The following is an 18,624-nucleotide window of genomic DNA, read 5'->3' as shown; positions in this document are numbered from 1 at the left end:
TCGCTCATATTTCGCCATTGCAAGCTGATCAACTTGAAATTGATCAATTGAGGTTGACCAATTGGCTCTAGTTGCTCTTCAGATTCACCCACTGAGGTTGACCAATTGGCTCTAGTTCATCGCTAGTTCATCGCTAGTTGCTTCCTAGTTGCTCCTTCTCCCCATCCTGCGCCTGCCATGACTGCTTCGATTGTTCTGGAACCAGAAGTGTTCAATGCTCTTCAGCAAGAGCTAGAAACCCTGCGCCTGAAGGTTCGTCAGCAGCAAACTCAGTTTGATCGTTTAACGCAAAACCTACCGGGCGTGGTCTACCAATTCCAAGTAGACGCGGCGGGCGAAATGACGTTTCCCTACGCCTCGATCGGCTGTCGTGAGCTATTCGAGGTGGAACCGGAGGGGATGATCCAGGCGATTGAGATGTTGTCGCTGGCTGATCGGGAAACCCTGATGCAGGCTACGGAGCGATCGCGGCAAAACCTGTCGGATTTTCACTGGGAAGGGCCGTTCATGTTGCCCTCGGGGAAAGAGCGTTGGTTGCGCTTGGTGTCCCGGCCGGAACGCTTGGCCGATGGGAGAACGCTTTGGGATGGCTTGGTGATTGATGTGACGCAACAGCGACAGGCGGAGGAGGAGCTGCGGCGCACTCAACGGTTCCTGTCGGCGGTGTTGGATGCTTTGCCGATGCCGGTGGTGGTGAAGGAGGCGGCGGAGTTGCGAGTCAGCACCTTGAACCCGGCCGCCGAGCGGTTGTTTGGGGTGGCGGCGGCGGATTTGTTGGGCCGGCCCATGGATGAGCTGTTTGCGCCGGAAGAGGCGGCGGAGTTGCGATCGGGCGATCGGGCGGCCTTGGCACAACGACAAATTTTGGATCAGCCGCCCATGCCCATGCGGATTGGTGGTGAGCAGCGTTGGTTACAAAGCCGCCGCATTGCCATTTGGAACGGCGATCGCCCGCAGTATCTGATGGCGATTTACGAGGATGTGACGGAGCGCTACCAATCTGAACAGGAGCTGTTGCGGCAGCAGGCGTTGCTGAAATCGCTGATTGCGGCGGCCCCGATCGGGATTGCGATTACCGATCGCCACTATCGCATTCTGGAAGCCAATCATCGCTTGTCCGAGTTGAATGGCCTCACGGCGGCCGACCACCTCGGACAAACGATGCAGGCCACCGCGCCCAACCTGGCCCCTCACTTGGAACGCATCTATGAAGAGGTGTGGCAAACGGGCCAGGCCATTTCCAACCTGGAGTTGACCGGGGCCCAACTGCATCACCCCGACCCCGATCGGGTTTGGAACCTGTCCTATTTCCCAATTTGGGATCGAGAAGGAACCATCAGCGCGATCGGGACGATCGTGGTTGAAATCACGGAGCAGCGGCGGATCGAAACGGCCTTGCGCCAGGCCAACAGCCGGTTTCAACAAATTGCCGATAATCTACCGGGCATTGTCTTCCAGTACCGACGCAGAACCGGCGACCCCCTAGGAGAATTTATCTATATCAGCTCCCGGGTGCGCGAAATCTTCCATGTGGAGCCGGATGCGATCCTGGCGGATTCGGCCGTCATGTGGGGTTGTGTGCATCCCGATGATGTGGCCATCTTCGCAGAATCCATGGAGCGAGCCGTGAACCATGGCCTGGAATGGCGACACAAATATCGAATTTTGTTGCCCTCGGGTGAATTGCGCTGGATCCAGGGCATTTCGCGCATGGTGTTGGACGAAGAAGGCACGCTACATGCCGATGGGTTGCTGCTGGACATTACCGATCGACAGTTGGCGCTGCAAAACCTAGAGCAAATGCGCGATCGGTTCCAGCGATTGGCGGGCAGCATACCCGGCGTGATTTATCAGTACGAAACGTCCGGCAATGATCCCGTGGGGCGTTTTTTGTATCTCAGTCCCGGTTGCCAGGAGGTCTATGGCATTGACCCCTTACGCGGCCAAAATGACCCCCTCAGTCTCTGGACGCTGACCCACCCCGATGACTTGCTCAATGTTCAAACATCCATTCGGGTTGCCATTGAAACCCGCGCCGATTGGCAGTATGAATATCGGATCATTACCCCCCAAGGGGAAGTGAAGTGGCTCCAGTCCGCCGCGCGGGGACGGTTTCTCAAGGATGGGCGATCAATCTGGGATGGATTGATTTTGGATGTGACCGATCGCAAGGCCGCTGAAGTGGCCCTGCAACAGGAGCGATCGCTCATGCAATTGGTGTTGGATAACGTTTCCGACGGGGTGATGGCCTGTGACATGGCTGGGCGCATCACCCTCGCCAACCACACGGCCCGACAGTGGTACAACTGCAACCTGCAAGGACTCTTGCCCGAAGAGTGGATGAGCCTCTGCACCGTCTTGGAGCCGGATGGCATCACCCCGATCGCTCCGGCCCAAATGCCCTTGAGCCGGGCGATCCTAGGGGAATCGGTTCATGATTTCGAGATGGTGGTTCATGTGGCCAACGAAGACCCCCATCGAATTGTTTGCCATGCGGAACCTCTACGGGAAAGCGACGGCTACCAAATCGGGGCCATGGTCGTGATGTATGACGTGACGGAGTATTACGAAGCCCAAGAGCGGCTCCGTCGCCTTACCGAGAGCCTGCAAGAGGCCCAGCGCGTGGCCCATTTGGGTTCCTGGGAATATCACGTGGCGACCGGTAAAGTCAGTTGGTCAGAGGAAATTTTTCGGCTCTTTAACTACCCGATCGAGGAAGGTGTGCCGGAGTTTGATCAGTCGATTTCCCTCTACAGCCCTTCCTCCCAGCAACGTTTGCAGATGGCGTTTGAAGAATGCCTCAGCGACGGTCAATCCTACGATCTGGAACTCGAAGGCATCGAGCAAATTAACGGGTTATCGCGCTACTTCCGGGTCAAGGGACTGCCGGAGCGAGATGCCAATGGCCAAATCGTGCGGGTCTACGGCATTTTGATGGATATCAGCGATCTCAAACAGGCGGAGGCCATCCGTCGCCGGAGCGAAGTGCGGTTCCGCACTCTGATTGAGGCCACCTCGCAAATTGTTTGGGTCACCAGCCGCCTGGGAGAGTTTGCGGCCGATCAGCCCAAATGGCGGGCCTTTACGGGCCAATCGCGCCAGGATTTGTTGGGCTGGGGTTGGCTGAATGCGATTCACCCAGCCGATCGCGCCGCCACGGAGGCCGCCTGGTCTCGTTCCATCATCAGCAAACAGCCCTTCACCCTGGAGCACCGGCTGCGACGCTATGACGGGCAATATCGCTACATGAGCGTGCGGGCCGTGCCGATTCTGGATGATGTGGCTAGTGTCTATGAGTGGGTGGGGGTTCACACGGATATTACCGATCGCAAGTTGGCGGAACTGGAACTGTTCGATCGCGAAGCCTTCCTGCGCACCATCTTTGACGGGGTGGAATATCCCATTTTTGTTTTGGCTGTCCTGCCCGATCGCCGGTTGGAATATATCGGTTGGAATGCGGCCAGCGCACGCTTAACCGGACTGCACGAGTCCCGGGTCTATCACCACACCCCCACCGAAGTGTTTGGCGAAGAGTACGGAGCCATCATGGAAGCCCATTATTGGAGCTGCGTAGACCAACGCCAAACCATTGTTCAGGATGAGTATGTCACCACCCAGAAGGGACATCTGTGGCTGCTGACCACCCTGAATCCACTGTTCGACAAGAAGGGGCGCGTTTATCGAATTGTGGCCACCTCGATCGACATCACCAAGCGTCGCCAAGCCGAAGATGCCCTCCAACAAAAGGCAGCCGACCTAGAAGCGGCGCTACTGGATTTGCAACATACGCAAAATCAACTGATCCAAAGCGAAAAAATGTCCAGCTTGGGGCAGTTGGTGGCGGGCGTGGCCCATGAAATTAACAACCCGGTGAACTTCATCCATGGCAACCTCAGCCATGCTCATCGCTACGCGGAAGACCTGCTGGAAATTGTGCAAGCCTATCAAGAACGAATTCCCAACCCAGACCCAGACCTCAACGACCTGATTGAGGAAGTGGATTTGGAATTTGTGGCGGAAGATTTGCCCAAGCTCCTGCAATCCATGCGGGTGGGCACCGATCGAATTCGCGAAATTGTCTCCTCCTTGCGGAACTTCTCCCGACTGGATGAAGCGGATGTGAAGGAGGTGGATTTGCACGAGGGAATTGATAGCACCCTGCTAATTCTGCAAAATCGCCTGAAACCCAAGCCGGAGCATCCAGGTATTCAGGTGGTGAAGCAATACGGTGCTTTGCCGAGGGTGGAATGCTATGCCGGACAGCTCAATCAGGTGTTTATGAATATTTTGGTGAATGCGATCGATGCCCTTGAAGAGCGCGATCGCCTCCGTGACACCGAAGCCATCAAAAACCACCCAAGCCAAATCACGATCACGACCCGGGCGATCAACCCGCATTGGGTGCAAGTTCAACTCTCAGACAACGGGCCAGGCATCGCACCAGACATCCAGCAACGGCTCTTCGATCCTTTCTTTACTACCAAGCCCGTGGGCAAGGGCACGGGGCTAGGCATGTCCATCAGCTATCAAATCGTGACGGAGCGCCATGGGGGCCGCTTGATTTGCGAATCTGCGCCCGGCCAAGGAGCTACCTTTGTCATTGAAATTCCGCACCATCAAACGGGCCCGACGGCCCATCCAGAAACCTAGGGCTTGGTCTCTGGATCCCTTGAGGGCCATCCCTTGGGCCAGGGCCTTCCGTTGGCAACGATCTGGCTGAGCTGGCAACAATCCGATCGAGAGATCGGCCCCCGCTTGGCAAAATCTAATCTTTTTTAAAAAATTCTCTTAAAGATTCGTAAACTAGTTAGACACCATCCGGGCCCAACTGGCCGGATGCGATCGGTGTCTCGAAACTTTGAGGAGTGTCATGAAGTCACTGCCCCAACAGCCGCTCTCGTTGATTGAGCGCGCTTGCCTGATAGGTCACATTATTGCCATGGCGTTTGGCCTGGCTGGGTTGCTGTACGTCTTGCCTCGTCCTGACCTGATCGCCAGCTTGCCGCCCATTGGAATCCAGTTTTTTCAATGGAGTATGGGTCAGGGGGGTGTTGGCTACATCATCCTGGGTGCAGCGGCCGTGGCCCTGTACCTGGCCCGCGTTTTGGGTTGGCAACGGATGTTGCTGTTTTTCTTGCCCTCGGTGGGCCTGTCCTTGGGCAGCGAACTGCTCGGAACCAGCACTGGCTTCCCCTTTGGTCACTATCACTACCTGTCGGGGTTGGGATATAAGGTTGCGGGTTTGGTGCCGTTCACGATTCCGCTGTCTTGGTTTTATATGGGTGCGGTTTGCTACCTGCTGGTGATGGTGGGGCTGGAGCGTTTGAATTTGCCGGGGCTGCTGCGCCAGGCGGGAGCCGTGGTGGGTGGCGCGGTGTTGCTGATGGCTTGGGATCTGGTGTTGGATCCGGCCATGAGCCAAACGTCGCTGCCCTTCTGGGAATTTGAGGAAATTGGCGAGTTCTTTGGAATGCCCTATCGCAACCTGTCGGGTTGGGTGGCGACGGGGATGGTGTTTATGTCGGTGGCGGCGCTGTTGTGGCGTGGTCAGCGGTTGAATTTGACCCGATCGCAACTGACGGTTCCGGTGATTGTCTATCTGGTGAATTTTGTCTTTGGGGCAGCGATTACGGTGTTTTCGCTGGATCCGGGCTTCCTGGTGCCCACGATGATGAGTGTGGCGATCGGGGTGTTGCCGGCGGTGCTGTTGTGGGCGATCGCGCCGACGGAGGCTCCCAAGGCGGAACCGGCGGAGACCGAGCCTCTGAATGCTCCCCCGCTGGAAGTGGTTGCTAAGTAGTGGTTACTCAGTAACGAACGGGAGCTTGGCCGCTTTTGGCCGATCGCCCGATCGCAACATAACCCCAATCTTCTCCCCCCAATCCCCTCTGAGCGGGTGCGGGGGGTTGTTGTTCGGTGAAGCATTCAGCCAAGCAGGCAAGCTCCAATTGGCCACAAGCCCCCTGTAAAATTCACGTTGAGAGCCTCGCGGGTGTTCACAAACCCCTTGGGCTGATGCATTTTGCCCTGTATTGCGCTTTAATATTGCGCCTTGTTTTGATCGCCCTTTGCGATCAATCCCACTGCGATCAATCCCACTGGAGAACAGCAGCATGGTGACCGGAGCGGAAACTGAGACCGGAGCGGTAGTTTGGGGGGCGATCGCCCTTGGGTTGTTATTGGTGCAGCTTCCGGCCGTTGCCATTTTGTTGGCTCGGTTAATGCAAGGCCCCGGTCGCCAACAGCCCCTGCAACCCAGGGACACCACCCACGACCAGCTCGGTTCCGTCAGCATCCTGGTGCCCACCCTGAACGAGGCGGCCAGGCTGGGGCCCTGCCTAACGGGCTTGGGGCTTCAGGGCTACGAAGTGCGGGAAATTTTGGTGATTGATAGCGACTCCACCGATGGCACGCCGGAACTGGTGAAGGCCGCCGGTCGCCAAGATCCCCGCCTGCGATTGTTGCCGGATGATCCCTTGCCGGGAGATTGGGTGGGGCGGCCCTGGGCGTTGCACACAGGATTTCGCCACAGCAACGAACAGAGCCGTTGGATTTTGGGGATTGATGCGGATACTCGGCCCAAGGCGGGCTTGGTGTCGGCGGCGATCGCGGCGGCCGAAGCGGGGGGCTATGATCTGGTTTCTTTTTCGCCGCGCTTTTTGCTGCAAACGCCCGGTGAGCTGATTTTGCAACCGGCCCTGTTGATGACGCTGGTGTATCGGTTTGGGCCGGCGGGCAGCTCGATCGGGGGGCCCACTCGCACCATGGCCAATGGTCAATGCTTTTTGGTGCGGCGCAATCGGCTCGTGGACTTGGGCGGCTACAGCAGCGCTCGGGGGTCTTTTTGTGATGATGTGACCCTGGCGCGGGCGGCGGCGGCCCAGGGAATGAAGGTGGGCTTTTTGGATGGGGGCAAGCTGATCGAGGTGCGCATGTATGAAGGGGCCGCCGAAACCTGGAAAGAGTGGGGCCGATCGCTCGATCTTAAGGATGCCAGCCCCCGGGCCCAAACCCTGGGGGATTGTCTCTTTTTGTTAGCAGTGCAGGGCTTGCCCTTACCCTTGGTATTGTTATTATTCGAGCCGGCCTGTGCCAGTGCTTCCTGGTTGGTAACCGCCGCCTGGGGCCTGAATCTGGCACTGTTGCTCATCCGATTTGCCTTAAATTGGGCGATCGCACCGTCCTATAACCTCAGCGGCGCAAAGCTTCCCTGGCTTTTCTTTCTGTCTCCCTTGGCGGATCCCTTGGCCGCCCTGAGAATTGGGCTATCATCGGTGCAAACGCCGACGCAGTGGCGCGGGCGTAGCTATTCCCCAGCCGTGCCAACCAACGCGGGCTAGTTCAGCGGCATCACATCTTCCAGGGGTTTTGCCCCCCTTTTGATTGCCCTGGATCCTAGCCCGGCCGCTGCTTCCGTCCTGTCGTCGCGAGGAGTGCCGCCCGTGAGTGGTAACGAACAAGTTGTCAAGTACTTCATCATGGAAGCCAATGAGCATCTGGAGGCGATGCAGGCGGCCCTGGGGAACTTGCAAGCAGTCATCGAAGAATATGAGGAGTGCAACACCATCTACCGAGCCGCCCACACCATCAAGGGCAGTGCGGCCATGCTTGGCTTTGAGGGAATGCGCCACCTAGCTTTGTTGCTTGAAAACTGTTTTAAGTTCCTGCGCGAAAACCCTATCAAGTTAGATAACAGAGATCAGCAAGATTTCGCAAACGGTGTCGCCCTTTTGGAGAAATTGACCCGGGCCCTGGAGGGTGGCACTTACAACGATGAGCAGGCCGTTCCGGCGGTGGACAGTCTGCGCCCATCCCTAGAAGCCCTATACGAACGAATTAAGAAGCGGGCGGCGGGCGAACCGGAAACACCTGCCCCAGCGCCTGCCCCAGCGGCTAAACCCCTGCCGGCCAATTTTGGCCCGTTGGTGATGGAAGCGCTGAAGCAAATGGTGGTGCTGTTTAAGCAACCGGCCACGCCGGAGTTGCGCGCACAGCTCGATCGCCTCTGTCAAAAGCTGCTGCAATTGGGTGATGGCTATGCCACTTGGCAAACCCTGATCCAAGCCACCCGCCGGGCGATCGCCCATCCCAAAGTGCCCTTCAATGCGATCGCCCCGATCGTGGTGCGGGATCTGAAACAGGCCACTGAGTTAATGGCCGGGGGCAAAGGCCACAGCATCACCCTGGGCCCTGAACTCCAAAAATTTGCTCCCCCGGCCGCCGCAGCCGCTGCGGCCGCTCCCGCCGCGACCCCAGCCGCTCCGGCCGCTACTCCGGCCCCAGCCCCGGCCAATGGCCAAGTCAGCATTCCTCGGGATCCCAAGGGTGCTGCTCGGATTCTGATTTCCACGTTCCCCAAGGATCAATTGATGGAAATTGCCCGCTATTTGGCGGCGGCAGCTCGCTAGGTGCGCTGCAAGATGCTGGGGGTTAATCAACGGTGAACTAGCCCCCTAAAAGCGGCGCTCAAATTGCACCGAAAGACGCGACTCGCCCGCAAAGTCTGTGGAGCCGCGAATTACGGTGTCGTCGTTGAGGCGATAGTCCAGATTGAGGCGGGTGGTGTTGTTAATTTCCGAGATGATCTGAGCGATCGAAACGGAGAGGTTGTTATTCAGGTCAATGCCCGCTTCAATGCCGAGGCCCAGGGCGGTGGCTCGATCGTTCCGGTTGTTGTCGCCCCGGGGCCGGGCGGTGACGGTGGTGGGATAAATCCGAAAATCCGTCAGCCCGATCGCGCTGGCAATGTTGGTTTGAATGTTGTTGAGCAACCCAGCGCCGGCCAAGTTGGCCAGCACCACGGCCCCACCACTGCGATCGTCAAAGGTGTTGATTAGGCTGCCACCAATCAGGGCCAAAATTTGCGCCTCGCTGCGGGCGGGCCGACTGGTGAGGCGAATTTGATCCAGCAGTTGGCTGGCGCGACCTTGGACGGTGGCCTTGATCCGAACGGTGCGAGCGGAACCCATGGATCCAACCACACTTTCTCGAATTTCGGCGGGGTTGAAGCCGCTGGTATTGTCCGTTTGCAGGGGGTTGCGACTGGAGTCGGGCACAAAGGCCACCATCTTCACATCCAGGTAAGGATCCAGACCCGATCGGGGGCGAAATTCCGCAAATTGGGGTTCGCCGCGCTCCAGGGTAAATTGCGTTGTGAACAGGTTAATTAAGCCCCGTTGCAGTCGAATGCGGCCACTGGGACGCGGATCGGCTAAGGTTCCGTTCAGCTCCAATCCCCCCTCCGCCAGGAAATTCAGGACAGGCAATTTCAAAATTTGCAGACCCCGGCCCAAGTTCACTTGCAGGTTTTGGAAGCGAGGGCTGATCCCCACCGTGGCGGCATTGGGCGTGCTAGCCATCAGGGCCGCCGGATCCGTGGGCAAGATCACCCGACCATTGACCAGACCCAGGCTGCCGCCGACGATCGGCTTGAGAGCCGTGCCCGTGATGCTGATTTGGCCGTTCACGCCTCCTTCGTAGAGATCCCGCACATTAAGCTGCAATTGATCCAAAGCCACGTTCAGGGGGGAATCATTGGGCCCTAGGGCTTTGGTGTCGGCGATCGGCAAGATGCCCGCTAGGCGAATTTGTCCCTGGCCAAAGGCTCCGTTGATGCCGTTCACCACCAGCCGATCGCCCGTGAAGGTGGCCTGGCCGTTGATGTTGGTGATGGTTTGGGAGAGACCCTGCAACCCGATCGCCGCGTTGGCAAACTGGGCCTCTCCGGTGGCCTGGGGTTGGGCCAAGGTTCCGCCCACACTCAGCCGCACGCGCCCTTGGCCGCCCAGCCATTGGAATTGTGGAATCAGCAAGCTCGCCAACCCCAATTCCTTATCTTCCAATTCGGCATTCAGGCGCAGGCTGTCGTTATCCGGTTCCACCTTGGCGAAGGGCAACTTTTGGGGAATGCTGCCGGTGATCGCGATCGGGTCTTTGTCTTGGCTGCCTTGCACCGCCACGGCACTGCTGAAATTCAGCCGCGCTTGGGCATAGCTAAAGTTGCTGGTGGCCGTTTCGATCGGGGTGTTGTTCAGTTTGCCGCTGTTGAGCACCACCTGCCCCACGGCCCTTGGATCGTCGATCGTGCCGGCCAGGGCCGCCGTGATATTCACCCGGCCACTGAGGCGGGGCAAACCGGTGCGGCCGTAGAGTTCACGGACTTGGGGAATATTTTCCAGGGATTCGGCGGGAAAGTTGGTGAGCTGAAATTGACCCGATTGGGTTTTGCCAATTTGCCCCGCAAAGGCCAGCAGGATATCGTTGCGGCGAAATTCCAAGGGGGCCAGGGTGAGGGTGTTGTCTTGGAAGTCGCCGCGAATATCCACCTGATCCGCATTCAGGGCCACTTGAGCCAGGCTACAGGCCTCTTCCGGTAACCAACTCCAGTCGCGACCCGAGAGATTGAACTTGGCGGCAATGCCCGTTTGCACGCTGCCATTGAAGGTGAGATTGGCCCCAAATCCGCCCCGGATTCGATCGAGATTGGCGATCGGGCTGGCATTGCAGCGATCGGCGATCGACTGGTTCAGCAGGGCCTTGATTTCCGCTAACTTCCGCAACTGCTGGGAAAGGGGTTGGTCAGCCATTTCCACCGCCAAGGGAGCCACCTGGGCAGCGGCGGCATAGGTGGGCGGCCGCAGGTTTTTGGCCCATTGGGCTGCGGATTCAAAATCCGTTAGTTGCAGGATCCGAATCAGGGTTTCTAGCTTGCCGTTGCGGGCTTGTACCTGGCCTTTGAAGCGCGGGTCAGCGGCCACCACCAACTCCGCCCCCACCAGATATTCACTGTCTCCTTGGGTCAATTTGCCGTCGGTCAGTACGGCGCGGTTGTTGGCATACCCCAACAGGCCAGTGAATCGATCGCCAAAGGCCACTCCCACGCCCGGTTGTTCGGCGCTGATTTGACCCTGGGCGGTGAAGCGATCGAGGTTCAGGCGTGCTCGGGCGGCGATCGTCCCTCGGGGAATGCCGGCCGGTTCCGTGAGGGCCGCGGGCCAACGCAACCGCTCCAATTGCAAATTCGCCAGCTCGGCCAAGAAATCTCGCCCTTGGCGGCGGCCGGTGGCGGTGGCCCCTTGCCATTGCAGATCTAAGCCGGTGGGTAGAAATTGTCGATCGAGCCGCAGGGCCAGGCGATCAGACTCGCCCCGCAGGTCGATCGACAATCCCCGATGCAAGCTCACGTCCACGGGCCCACTCATCAGCAGGTTAAAGTTTGCGCCCGCCGCTTCCAACCCCACCAAGTTGGCCGTCCCGATCGCCCGTAAACCGGCTAGAGGGCCATTAATCTGGCCGGTAAAATTCGCCCGCCCCGCCAACAGGGGTCGATCGCGAAACGCATCCCGCACCCCGGCCGGAATTAGATTAGGAACCAAACCGGGCAGGGGTTCCAAATTGACGTTTTGCACCGCCACTTGCAAATCCAGATGGCGGAGGGTGGGCAAGCCGGCCAGTTGTGGGGGAATGTTGGGAAACAAAGACCCTTCAGCCCGCAACCCGGGCCCCACAGCCCGATCGAGCCGAATCGCTTGCCCATCCCAACGGGCCGCAAAGTCGATCGGCAGCCGTTGGTTGAGGTAGTTGGCTTGGGCAACGGTTAACAAACTGGAGCGATCGCCCGGCCTCAGTTGCCCCGTCACTTGGGCCGCGATCGAAGCAGGATTGCGGGCCAACAGGCCGGCCACGGTTCCTTGGGCCGTGACCTGGCTGCTGAGTTGTCCGGTGGCTTGGGGCACAATCCGCGCCAACTGAATGCCCGCCAATTGGGTTTGCAATTGCCAACGATCGCCCGTGGCCTGGGCGGCCCAATCCAGCTTGCCACCGGCTAAATTCTGCAAGTTGCCCGCCGCCTGCACAGCCAAACCCGTCAAGGGACGATCTAAAGTGCCCCGAGCTTGGGCTGTGGCGGTCAATTGGCCCGAGAGTTGCGGAATCACCCGCCCCACTTGCAGATTTTGCAGCCGGGCCGAGCCGGCCCAAGCCCGATCGCGCAGTTGCACCACCGTTGTGAGTTGCCCGCCCAGCAGTTCCGTGCGGGCCTCCGTGTCCAGCGCGGTTAAGTTGCCGCGCGATCGCCCCGTGATGGAGACCGGCCCCGGATCCTGGGGTAAATTTAGGCCATAGGCTTGGGCGATCGGGGCCAGGGGCAAATCCTGAACCCGCCAATCGGCCGACAGCCGATCGATGCCCAACCGATCCAAGGCCCCATTCGCCAACAGACGGGCCGAACCATCGGCGGTGATTGCACCCCCGGCCGTTGGTTCAACGCGCAGCCGATCGAGCCGAGCCGCCAGGGGAAAGGCCCGCACTAACCGACTTTGCCAATTTTCAAACAGGCGAAGGGGCGAATTTTTGGGCGGTTCCGATTCTTGGCCGATCGCGGAGAAATTGCCTTGAACGCGCCGAAAGGCCAGGCGATCGACCCGTAAGCCGCCCACCGAGACGAAATTGCCGGTAATTTGCGGGCGATCGAGCGTTCCCCGTAGCCTGGCATTCACCTCCACCGGCCCCACGATCGGGAGAGGCAAGGTCTGATCGAGCGTGGTTGCCAGATCCGCCGGCCGCAATGCCTCCGCCCGCAACGTCACATCATATTGAGCCTCCAGGGTGGTTTTGAGGGGATTTTGCAGATTCAACACCGTTCCCGAAAAATCCACCGGCCCATTCGCGATCGCCTGCAAGGATCCATATTGACCTTGGGCCTGATCCAGCGTCACGACGGGCCCCCGCAACCGCAACCGGCCCGTGGCTAGGGCCATGGGCTTGGGTACGAGGGGGCTGGTGATGCGCCAATCTCGCAGTTGGAGCGTGCCCTGAAGCGCCGGAATGCTTTTCCCCAATTGATATCGCCCATCGGCCACCCCATCCACCCGTCCCCGCTCGATCGTCATCGGAGCGGGCATGGCCTGGGCCAATCCAGTCACATCCAGGTTTTGCAGGCGCGATCGCACCGCCAACTCCTGGGTCGGAATTTTGAACTCTCCTTTGAGGTCAAACTGTCCGGGCCGCGCTTGCCCCACGGTTCCCAACACCGAAAACCGCGCCAATTCCGGCTGGCCAGCACGCCACTGCTCCAAATCCGCCGAACCGGAAGCCACAATCTTCACGGGCAACGGCGGGGTCGATCGCCGGGGCCGATTCACCAAGGCCGGCGCAGGCACCAAGGTCACCTGGGCATTTTGGAACTCAAAACGACTGGGACGCAGCTCAAAGGGCGGCTTAGGGCCCGACTTCAAGCGCACTTCAAATAAATTGCCGTCGTTGGTTTGCTCCACATACACCGACGGATCCCGAAAGGTAATCGCGATCGGGATGACGCGATCGCCCAGCAAATTAGGCAACTGGGCGATCGACCAAAAATCAAACCTGGCCTCAACCGCACCGGCCTTCGCCTGGTCAGGATCCTGCGCGGTGGGCAACAGGGCCGATTCCCCAAAGGTCAGCCCGCCCAAGGACAATCCCGTCAGGGGCCCCACCTTCACCGGCCGCATCAGGGCATCGCTGAGGGCTGCGGACAAAAAATCCGAAAATCGATAGTGCAGCCAATACCAACCAAACCCCAGCCCCCCGGCCACCAGCCCGATCGACCCCAAAACGGCCGCCCGTCCCACCCAACGCCACAGGGATCTTCGATTCCTTTGGGGACGGCGCGATCCGGGGGGGGATGGCTCAAGCTCGGAGGGCTGATCCGGCTCCCGATCGGGCAAATTTCCTGGCGACTGCATAGCTCTGAAACCCGGTGCAACTCCTCACCCCGTGCGAGCTAGCCATCAGCCCCGCTGCACGATTGTGCATATCATAGACGACTCATTTCGCTGGTCTTGTTGACTGTTCCAAGTTCTGGATTGCCCATGGGGTCTTGGTTGGCGATCGAGGGCTGGCCTCGGTTGGGCACAACGGGGCGATCGGCGCGGCCTAGCTGGTTTTTTAGCCTTGTGGTTTAGCTTTGTGGTTTTGTATCGCAATTTATAGGCCACAATCATGATCATGGTGGCTGTTGAGCTGGTTTGCGGGGGCGATCGCGCCTGTTTGCGTTACAGTTGGTGCAATAAAGGCAAATTTTAGTAGTTTAAGTAATTTTTAAAGCTATTAGTTTAAATAACTTATTAATTTAGGACTTTATTAAACAAAATTAATCACTAAATTAATTTTTAAATTTGCCTAACAAGTTTGGTGCTTTAAATGAATCTTGAATGGACTAACCTATTTGCACTCTTTGGAGCAATGACAATCCTAGCCACATTACCCAGCGTTAGTGTGTTCACGGTGGTAGCGGCAGCAGCCCAAGGGGGATTCCGGCCAGGTGTTTGGACAACGCTGGGCATTGTTTTGGGGGATTTACTGTTGATTTTGCTGGCGGTTTTTGGGTTGACTCTGTTGGTTGAATCGCTAGGCAGTGCTTTCGCCATCATTCGGTATTTGGGCGGCGCTTATTTGGTGACGATCGGCTGTTTGTTGTGGCGTTCAACGGGGCGATCGCCTATTGGTCATGAATCCTTGAGTAAGACGGAGGAATTGGAACCCACTAAAACCATTTCTGTGCAGCCATCCAACTGGGGGCATTTCATCACTGGCTTAGCGATTACTTTGGGTGATCAAAAGGCTGTTTTATTTTATCTAGGGTTCTTGCCAGCGTTTGTTAATTTGAAGCAATTGACAACCTTGGATATTCTGATTCTGATGGCAATTGCGGCGTTGGCGGTGGGTGGCGTTAAATTGGGATATGCCTATCTGGCAAGTCGTGCGAGGTTGCGTTTTGGTCAACGGCTAGGGGTGATGATGAATCGGGTGGCGGCGGTGATCATGATTGTGGTGGGATTGGTGGTCATTTTTCGATCATAGTTTCAATCACCTGGGAGCAAGGGGCTTAAGCCCCTTGTCTTGATTGATCGGTAGCCCTTATTTTTATCAATCAATCGAATGATTTGAGTGATCATCACTCAGATCAACAGCAGATCAATTTGGACTTTTTCGATATCCTAGATACAGCCTTTCCCTAAAATAATTGGCACGCCATATCACAGATACCATGAAGCAACGGCTCGGTGGGCATTGCCCACCCTACGGGCTACTATGCTTAGTAATCGAGATAAGGGCTGTATTTGCTTAAAACTCGGTTGCTATAGGCTTTGAGAATTTAAACTTCTTTTTAAACAATTATGATGATTATGAAATAGGTTCCGAGGGAAGGTTTCATGGCGAAATTGGGCGGCACTTCTCGAAAATTGATCGGCTCACGGCCTGAAGCCGATCGGGTCGATCGCTCTGATTTGCCCCTTTCGCCGGCCCATGAGCGGCTCCTGGCCCTGTGGCTCCATGGCAAAAGCCGCCACACCCGTCGCTATTACCAGCGGGAGGCCTTGCGGTTTTTGGCCTTTGTGGATTGCCCGATCGAGCAGGTGAGCGCCATTGATGTGCAGGGGTTTTTGGATGAGTTGGAGCGCGATCGACTGGCTCCGAGCAGCATGGGTCGCTCGATCGCGGCGATTAAATCCCTGCTGCGGTTTGCGCATCAAATGGGCCTGGCTCCCGACAATCCGGCGGTGGCTTTTAAAGTCCCCAGCACGAAAGACACTCTTTCGGAGCGGATTTTAAGTGAAGCTCAGGTACAAGAAATGCTGGCAGCAGAACCCCAGCTCCGAAATCGATTAATGTTGCGATTGCTTTATGCGGCTGGGGTGCGGGCTAGTGAGCTTTGTGGACTGTGTTGGCGAGACTTGCAACCCCGAGGGGATGGGGGCCAAGTGACGGTCTATGGCAAAGGCAACAAAACCCGCGCGGTGTTGCTGCCGCCAACGCTTTGGCAAGAACTCCAGGCCTATCGCGAGTCGATCGAACCGTTGCCCCATCGCCAAGACCCGATTTTTCGGAGTCGCAAGGGGGGGCATCTGGATCCCTCGCAACTGATGCGAATTGTGCGATCGGCGGCCCAGCGCGTGGGCATTGAGGCCAATGTTTCGCCCCACTGGTTGCGCCACGCCCACGCCAGCCACAGCCTCGATCGGGGTGCGCCGATTCACCTGGTGCAAGCCACCCTGGGCCATGCCAGCATTGCCACCACGGGCCGCTATCTCCATGCCCGCCCCCAGGACAGTTCCGGGCGCTATCTGGATCTTTAAGGATTGGGAATCATTACTCTGCAAACTCTTCGTCGCAAACCATTCGTCCATTGCATCCTTTCGGGAACCCGTGGCAAGATGGGGCTGATCTTTGGAGCCATTGGCCCGTGACTCGTGGGCGGCCGTCTGAGAAGCGATCGAGCACGATGCAAGACTGCGATCGATTAGGAGCAAAGCAAATGAAGACCACCACTTGGGCTACTGTGATCGGCTCGGCGATCGCCGCCACGGTTTTGAGCGTGGGCCCCGCCCTGGCCCAGTCGGCTGACTATGGCGATCGGGTCATTGTGCCGGGGCCAAACGACCCCTTGGGCAGCGGCACGGTACAAACCGGTACGCCCGGCAGTCGTTCATCGGCCGCCATTCCGATCACCACCATTCCCCAAGCCTTTGACGCAACGTTTTATCGCCACAACCCCCCAACCCAAACCGATCAAACGATTTGGGGACAGTTGCAAGTCATCCTAGGGCTGCCGTTCCCCGAAAAGGGCACTAATGCCGACAGCCGCAACATCAGCCGCCTGTATTACGAAGTGCTGCAACGCCAAAGCTTGTCGGATCCCTGGATTCGGACACAGGACTTGCCGAACCCTTACAACGGGTCGCTGCTGCAAATGCAACGATCGACCGGCGACGGCCAAAGCTCGCCCTAGGTTCGGTCACGAAATCGGTCACTCAACCCGATTGCCCTGCCACTGTTCCAACACCCGCATCAACTGCTGGCTCACCTCGGCCGCGTAGGCTCGACTATCCAGGCAGCGCGGCGGCTGGGCCAAGGCTCGGGTCAGGTGCTGGCGAATTGATTGCCGCAGGGCTGAATCCGCCGCCAAACGCCCCGCCAGAGCCAGGTAATCTGCCTCTGAGCGGGCAACCCAATCTCCCAAACCCACATCGCGCAAAATGGCAGCCCCTTGGCGCGATCGAAACCAGTCACTTTCGCGGGCCACCACCGGCAACCCCACCTCGATCGCATCCACAATGGAATTCGCCCCACCAAAGGGAAACGAATCGAGATAGATATCAGCCAGTTGCAACACCGCTTTCACATCGGCGCGGCTGGGCAGTTGGTCAAACACAATGGCTCGATCGGGATTGACTCCGTGGGCGGCCAAAGTTTCCCGCAAGCGCCGCCAAAATTGCACCTTGGGATAGTTGCGCTTCCAACTGGCTCCAAAGGGACAAAGCAAGAGATAACTATCAGGAAACTGGGCCAGCAGTTTCGCCCAAGTTTCCCGTTGTTCGGGGATGGTTTTATATAAATTGGCTCCCGAAACAAAGGCGATCGCCCCCTCAGGAATCCCCACACTGGCCCGATCGATGACTAATCGCGGTTCGGCGGCTTCCAAGGAATAGTCAAAACAGTGGGCCGGCCCCGACACAAAGAGCAATTTTTCCTGATAATGGGCGGCGGCGCTGGCGGTTTCCGTGAGCTGACCGGATAGGTAGTAATCCATATGGGTCATGCCGCTGGTGACGGGGGAAGAAACGGAATGGATTTGCACTCGCGCCAACCGATGGGCCCCAATCATCAACACCCGATGTAGGGAATTGGTGACGATCGTGGCCACCAACAACACATCCAAATCATCTTGCCGAATTCGGGCCACCTGTTGTTTTAAATCACCCACCAGCGGCACGATCGCATCTCCCGATCGCCGTTGTTGATAGGCATCTAGCAGATCTGGATCGCGATCAATGACATACAAAATCACTTCAAACCGATCGCGATCGAGCCACTCAAACACCGGAAAGGTTGTGAAAGTTTCCGGGTGGGATAAATAATTGGTTTTCAGAATTCCGAGTCGAATTTTGGGGCGATCGGGCGGTCGGGGTGCAAAGTCATATTCCAATTGATGGCCCGCCAACCGCAGGGAAAATTCCAAAATCGCGGCCCGTTTGGCAAAGGTCGATCGCAAATTTCGATCGCAAAAATAAAGCGGGACAAGGTTCGCCAAATTACTAAACGTCAGGGCGATTTTTTGCCATTGTGCCGATTGTGGATAGCGGAAAATTTGTTCATGTAAATAGTCCACCAGGGCGATGGTGAAGTTGGCATAGCGATCGACCTCGCCCAATTCTCGAAAAAAGCAGGGAAAGGCCAAGCAATAGTCAAAAAAGGGTTCGATCGCCCAAGGCGGCAGTTGCAACCCATGCAGATCGGGCAACCAGGTTTCGGCCCGTTGATAGAGGGCGATCGCCCAAACCGCTTGGAGGCGGGGAGCTGGCCAAGTGGCGGCCAATTCCCGCTCGATCGGCTCCAGCCACTGGCGTTCCTCGGGGGTCAAGGCTTCATAGCGCAAGTTGCAATCCCAAAGGGCCGCTTGGGCGGCGCGGCCGGTTTCCCATTGGGTCGCCATGGCTGCGTCCGGCGTGGCCAGCCACTGTTCCGCCAATTGACGACGCAGATCCCGCAATTGGGCCAGGGGTTCCAGCGCAAAGGGCTGACGATCCCAATGATCCAGGGCTTGTTCGATCGCCTCTAGCAGCGCAGTCATGGGCAACCCAT

10 protein-coding genes are annotated in these 18,624 nt (G+C 57.8%); 8 read left to right on the top strand and 2 right to left on the bottom strand.

What is annotated here, in order from left to right; all coding sequences use genetic code 11:
- Positions 1-177 precede the first annotated feature (177 nt).
- The 4 genes from H6G52_RS06515 (at position 178) to H6G52_RS06500 (ending at position 8,408) form a co-directional block, all read left to right on the top strand.
- Positions 178-4,650, top strand: a complete 4,473-nt coding sequence (locus H6G52_RS06515) for a PAS domain-containing protein (protein WP_190527233.1) — start codon at positions 178-180, stop codon at positions 4,648-4,650.
- Positions 4,651-4,870: 220 nt separating this feature from the next.
- Positions 4,871-5,800: a gamma-carotene 1'-hydroxylase CruF gene (gene cruF, locus H6G52_RS06510; RefSeq protein WP_199312220.1), complete on the top strand. Its 930-nt coding sequence runs from the start codon at positions 4,871-4,873 to the stop codon at positions 5,798-5,800.
- A gap of 313 nt (positions 5,801-6,113) precedes the next feature.
- Complete coding sequence (gene cruG / locus H6G52_RS06505) at positions 6,114-7,340, top strand: 2'-O-glycosyltransferase CruG (RefSeq protein WP_190527231.1); 1,227 nt, start codon at positions 6,114-6,116, stop codon at positions 7,338-7,340.
- Between the two features lie 102 nt (positions 7,341-7,442).
- On the top strand, positions 7,443-8,408 hold the full coding sequence (locus tag H6G52_RS06500) for an Hpt domain-containing protein (protein ID WP_143473099.1): 966 nt from the start codon (positions 7,443-7,445) through the stop codon (positions 8,406-8,408).
- A gap of 45 nt (positions 8,409-8,453) precedes the next feature.
- On the opposite strand, the gene H6G52_RS06495 is transcribed toward H6G52_RS06500, so the two are convergent.
- A complete protein-coding gene (locus H6G52_RS06495) occupies positions 8,454-13,724 on the bottom strand; it encodes a translocation/assembly module TamB domain-containing protein (protein WP_190527229.1) in 5,271 nt (1,756 codons plus the stop codon).
- A 96-nt stretch (positions 13,725-13,820) separates the two neighbouring features.
- Between H6G52_RS06495 and H6G52_RS18735 the strand changes: the two genes are divergently transcribed.
- The 4 genes from H6G52_RS18735 to H6G52_RS06480 all read left to right on the top strand — a co-directional run bounded on the left by H6G52_RS18735 (position 13,821) and on the right by H6G52_RS06480 (position 16,771).
- Positions 13,821-13,943 (top strand): hypothetical protein, encoded by a 123-nt coding sequence (locus H6G52_RS18735; protein WP_255508499.1) that lies wholly within the window; start codon positions 13,821-13,823, stop codon positions 13,941-13,943.
- A gap of 280 nt (positions 13,944-14,223) precedes the next feature.
- Entirely contained in the window at positions 14,224-14,841 is a 618-nt protein-coding gene (locus tag H6G52_RS06490) for a LysE family translocator (protein ID WP_199312218.1), read from the top strand.
- Between the two features lie 353 nt (positions 14,842-15,194).
- Positions 15,195-16,118: a tyrosine-type recombinase/integrase gene (locus tag H6G52_RS06485; RefSeq protein WP_190527225.1), complete on the top strand. Its 924-nt coding sequence runs from the start codon at positions 15,195-15,197 to the stop codon at positions 16,116-16,118.
- Positions 16,119-16,225: 107 nt separating this feature from the next.
- Positions 16,226-16,771, top strand: a complete 546-nt coding sequence (locus tag H6G52_RS06480) for a hypothetical protein (RefSeq protein WP_190527223.1) — start codon at positions 16,226-16,228, stop codon at positions 16,769-16,771.
- An 18-nt stretch (positions 16,772-16,789) separates the two neighbouring features.
- On the opposite strand, the gene H6G52_RS06475 is transcribed toward H6G52_RS06480, so the two are convergent.
- Entirely contained in the window at positions 16,790-18,613 is a 1,824-nt protein-coding gene (locus H6G52_RS06475; RefSeq protein WP_190527221.1) for a hypothetical protein, read from the bottom strand.
- Positions 18,614-18,624: the final 11 nt, after the last annotated feature.

Origin of the sequence: Limnothrix sp. FACHB-881 (assembly GCF_014698135.1) — a bacterium.
GTDB lineage: Bacteria > Cyanobacteriota > Cyanobacteriia > CACIAM-69d > CACIAM-69d > CACIAM-69d.
Note: the sequence above shows the minus strand (reverse complement) of the source record. Positions and strands in the feature narration are given on the sequence as shown.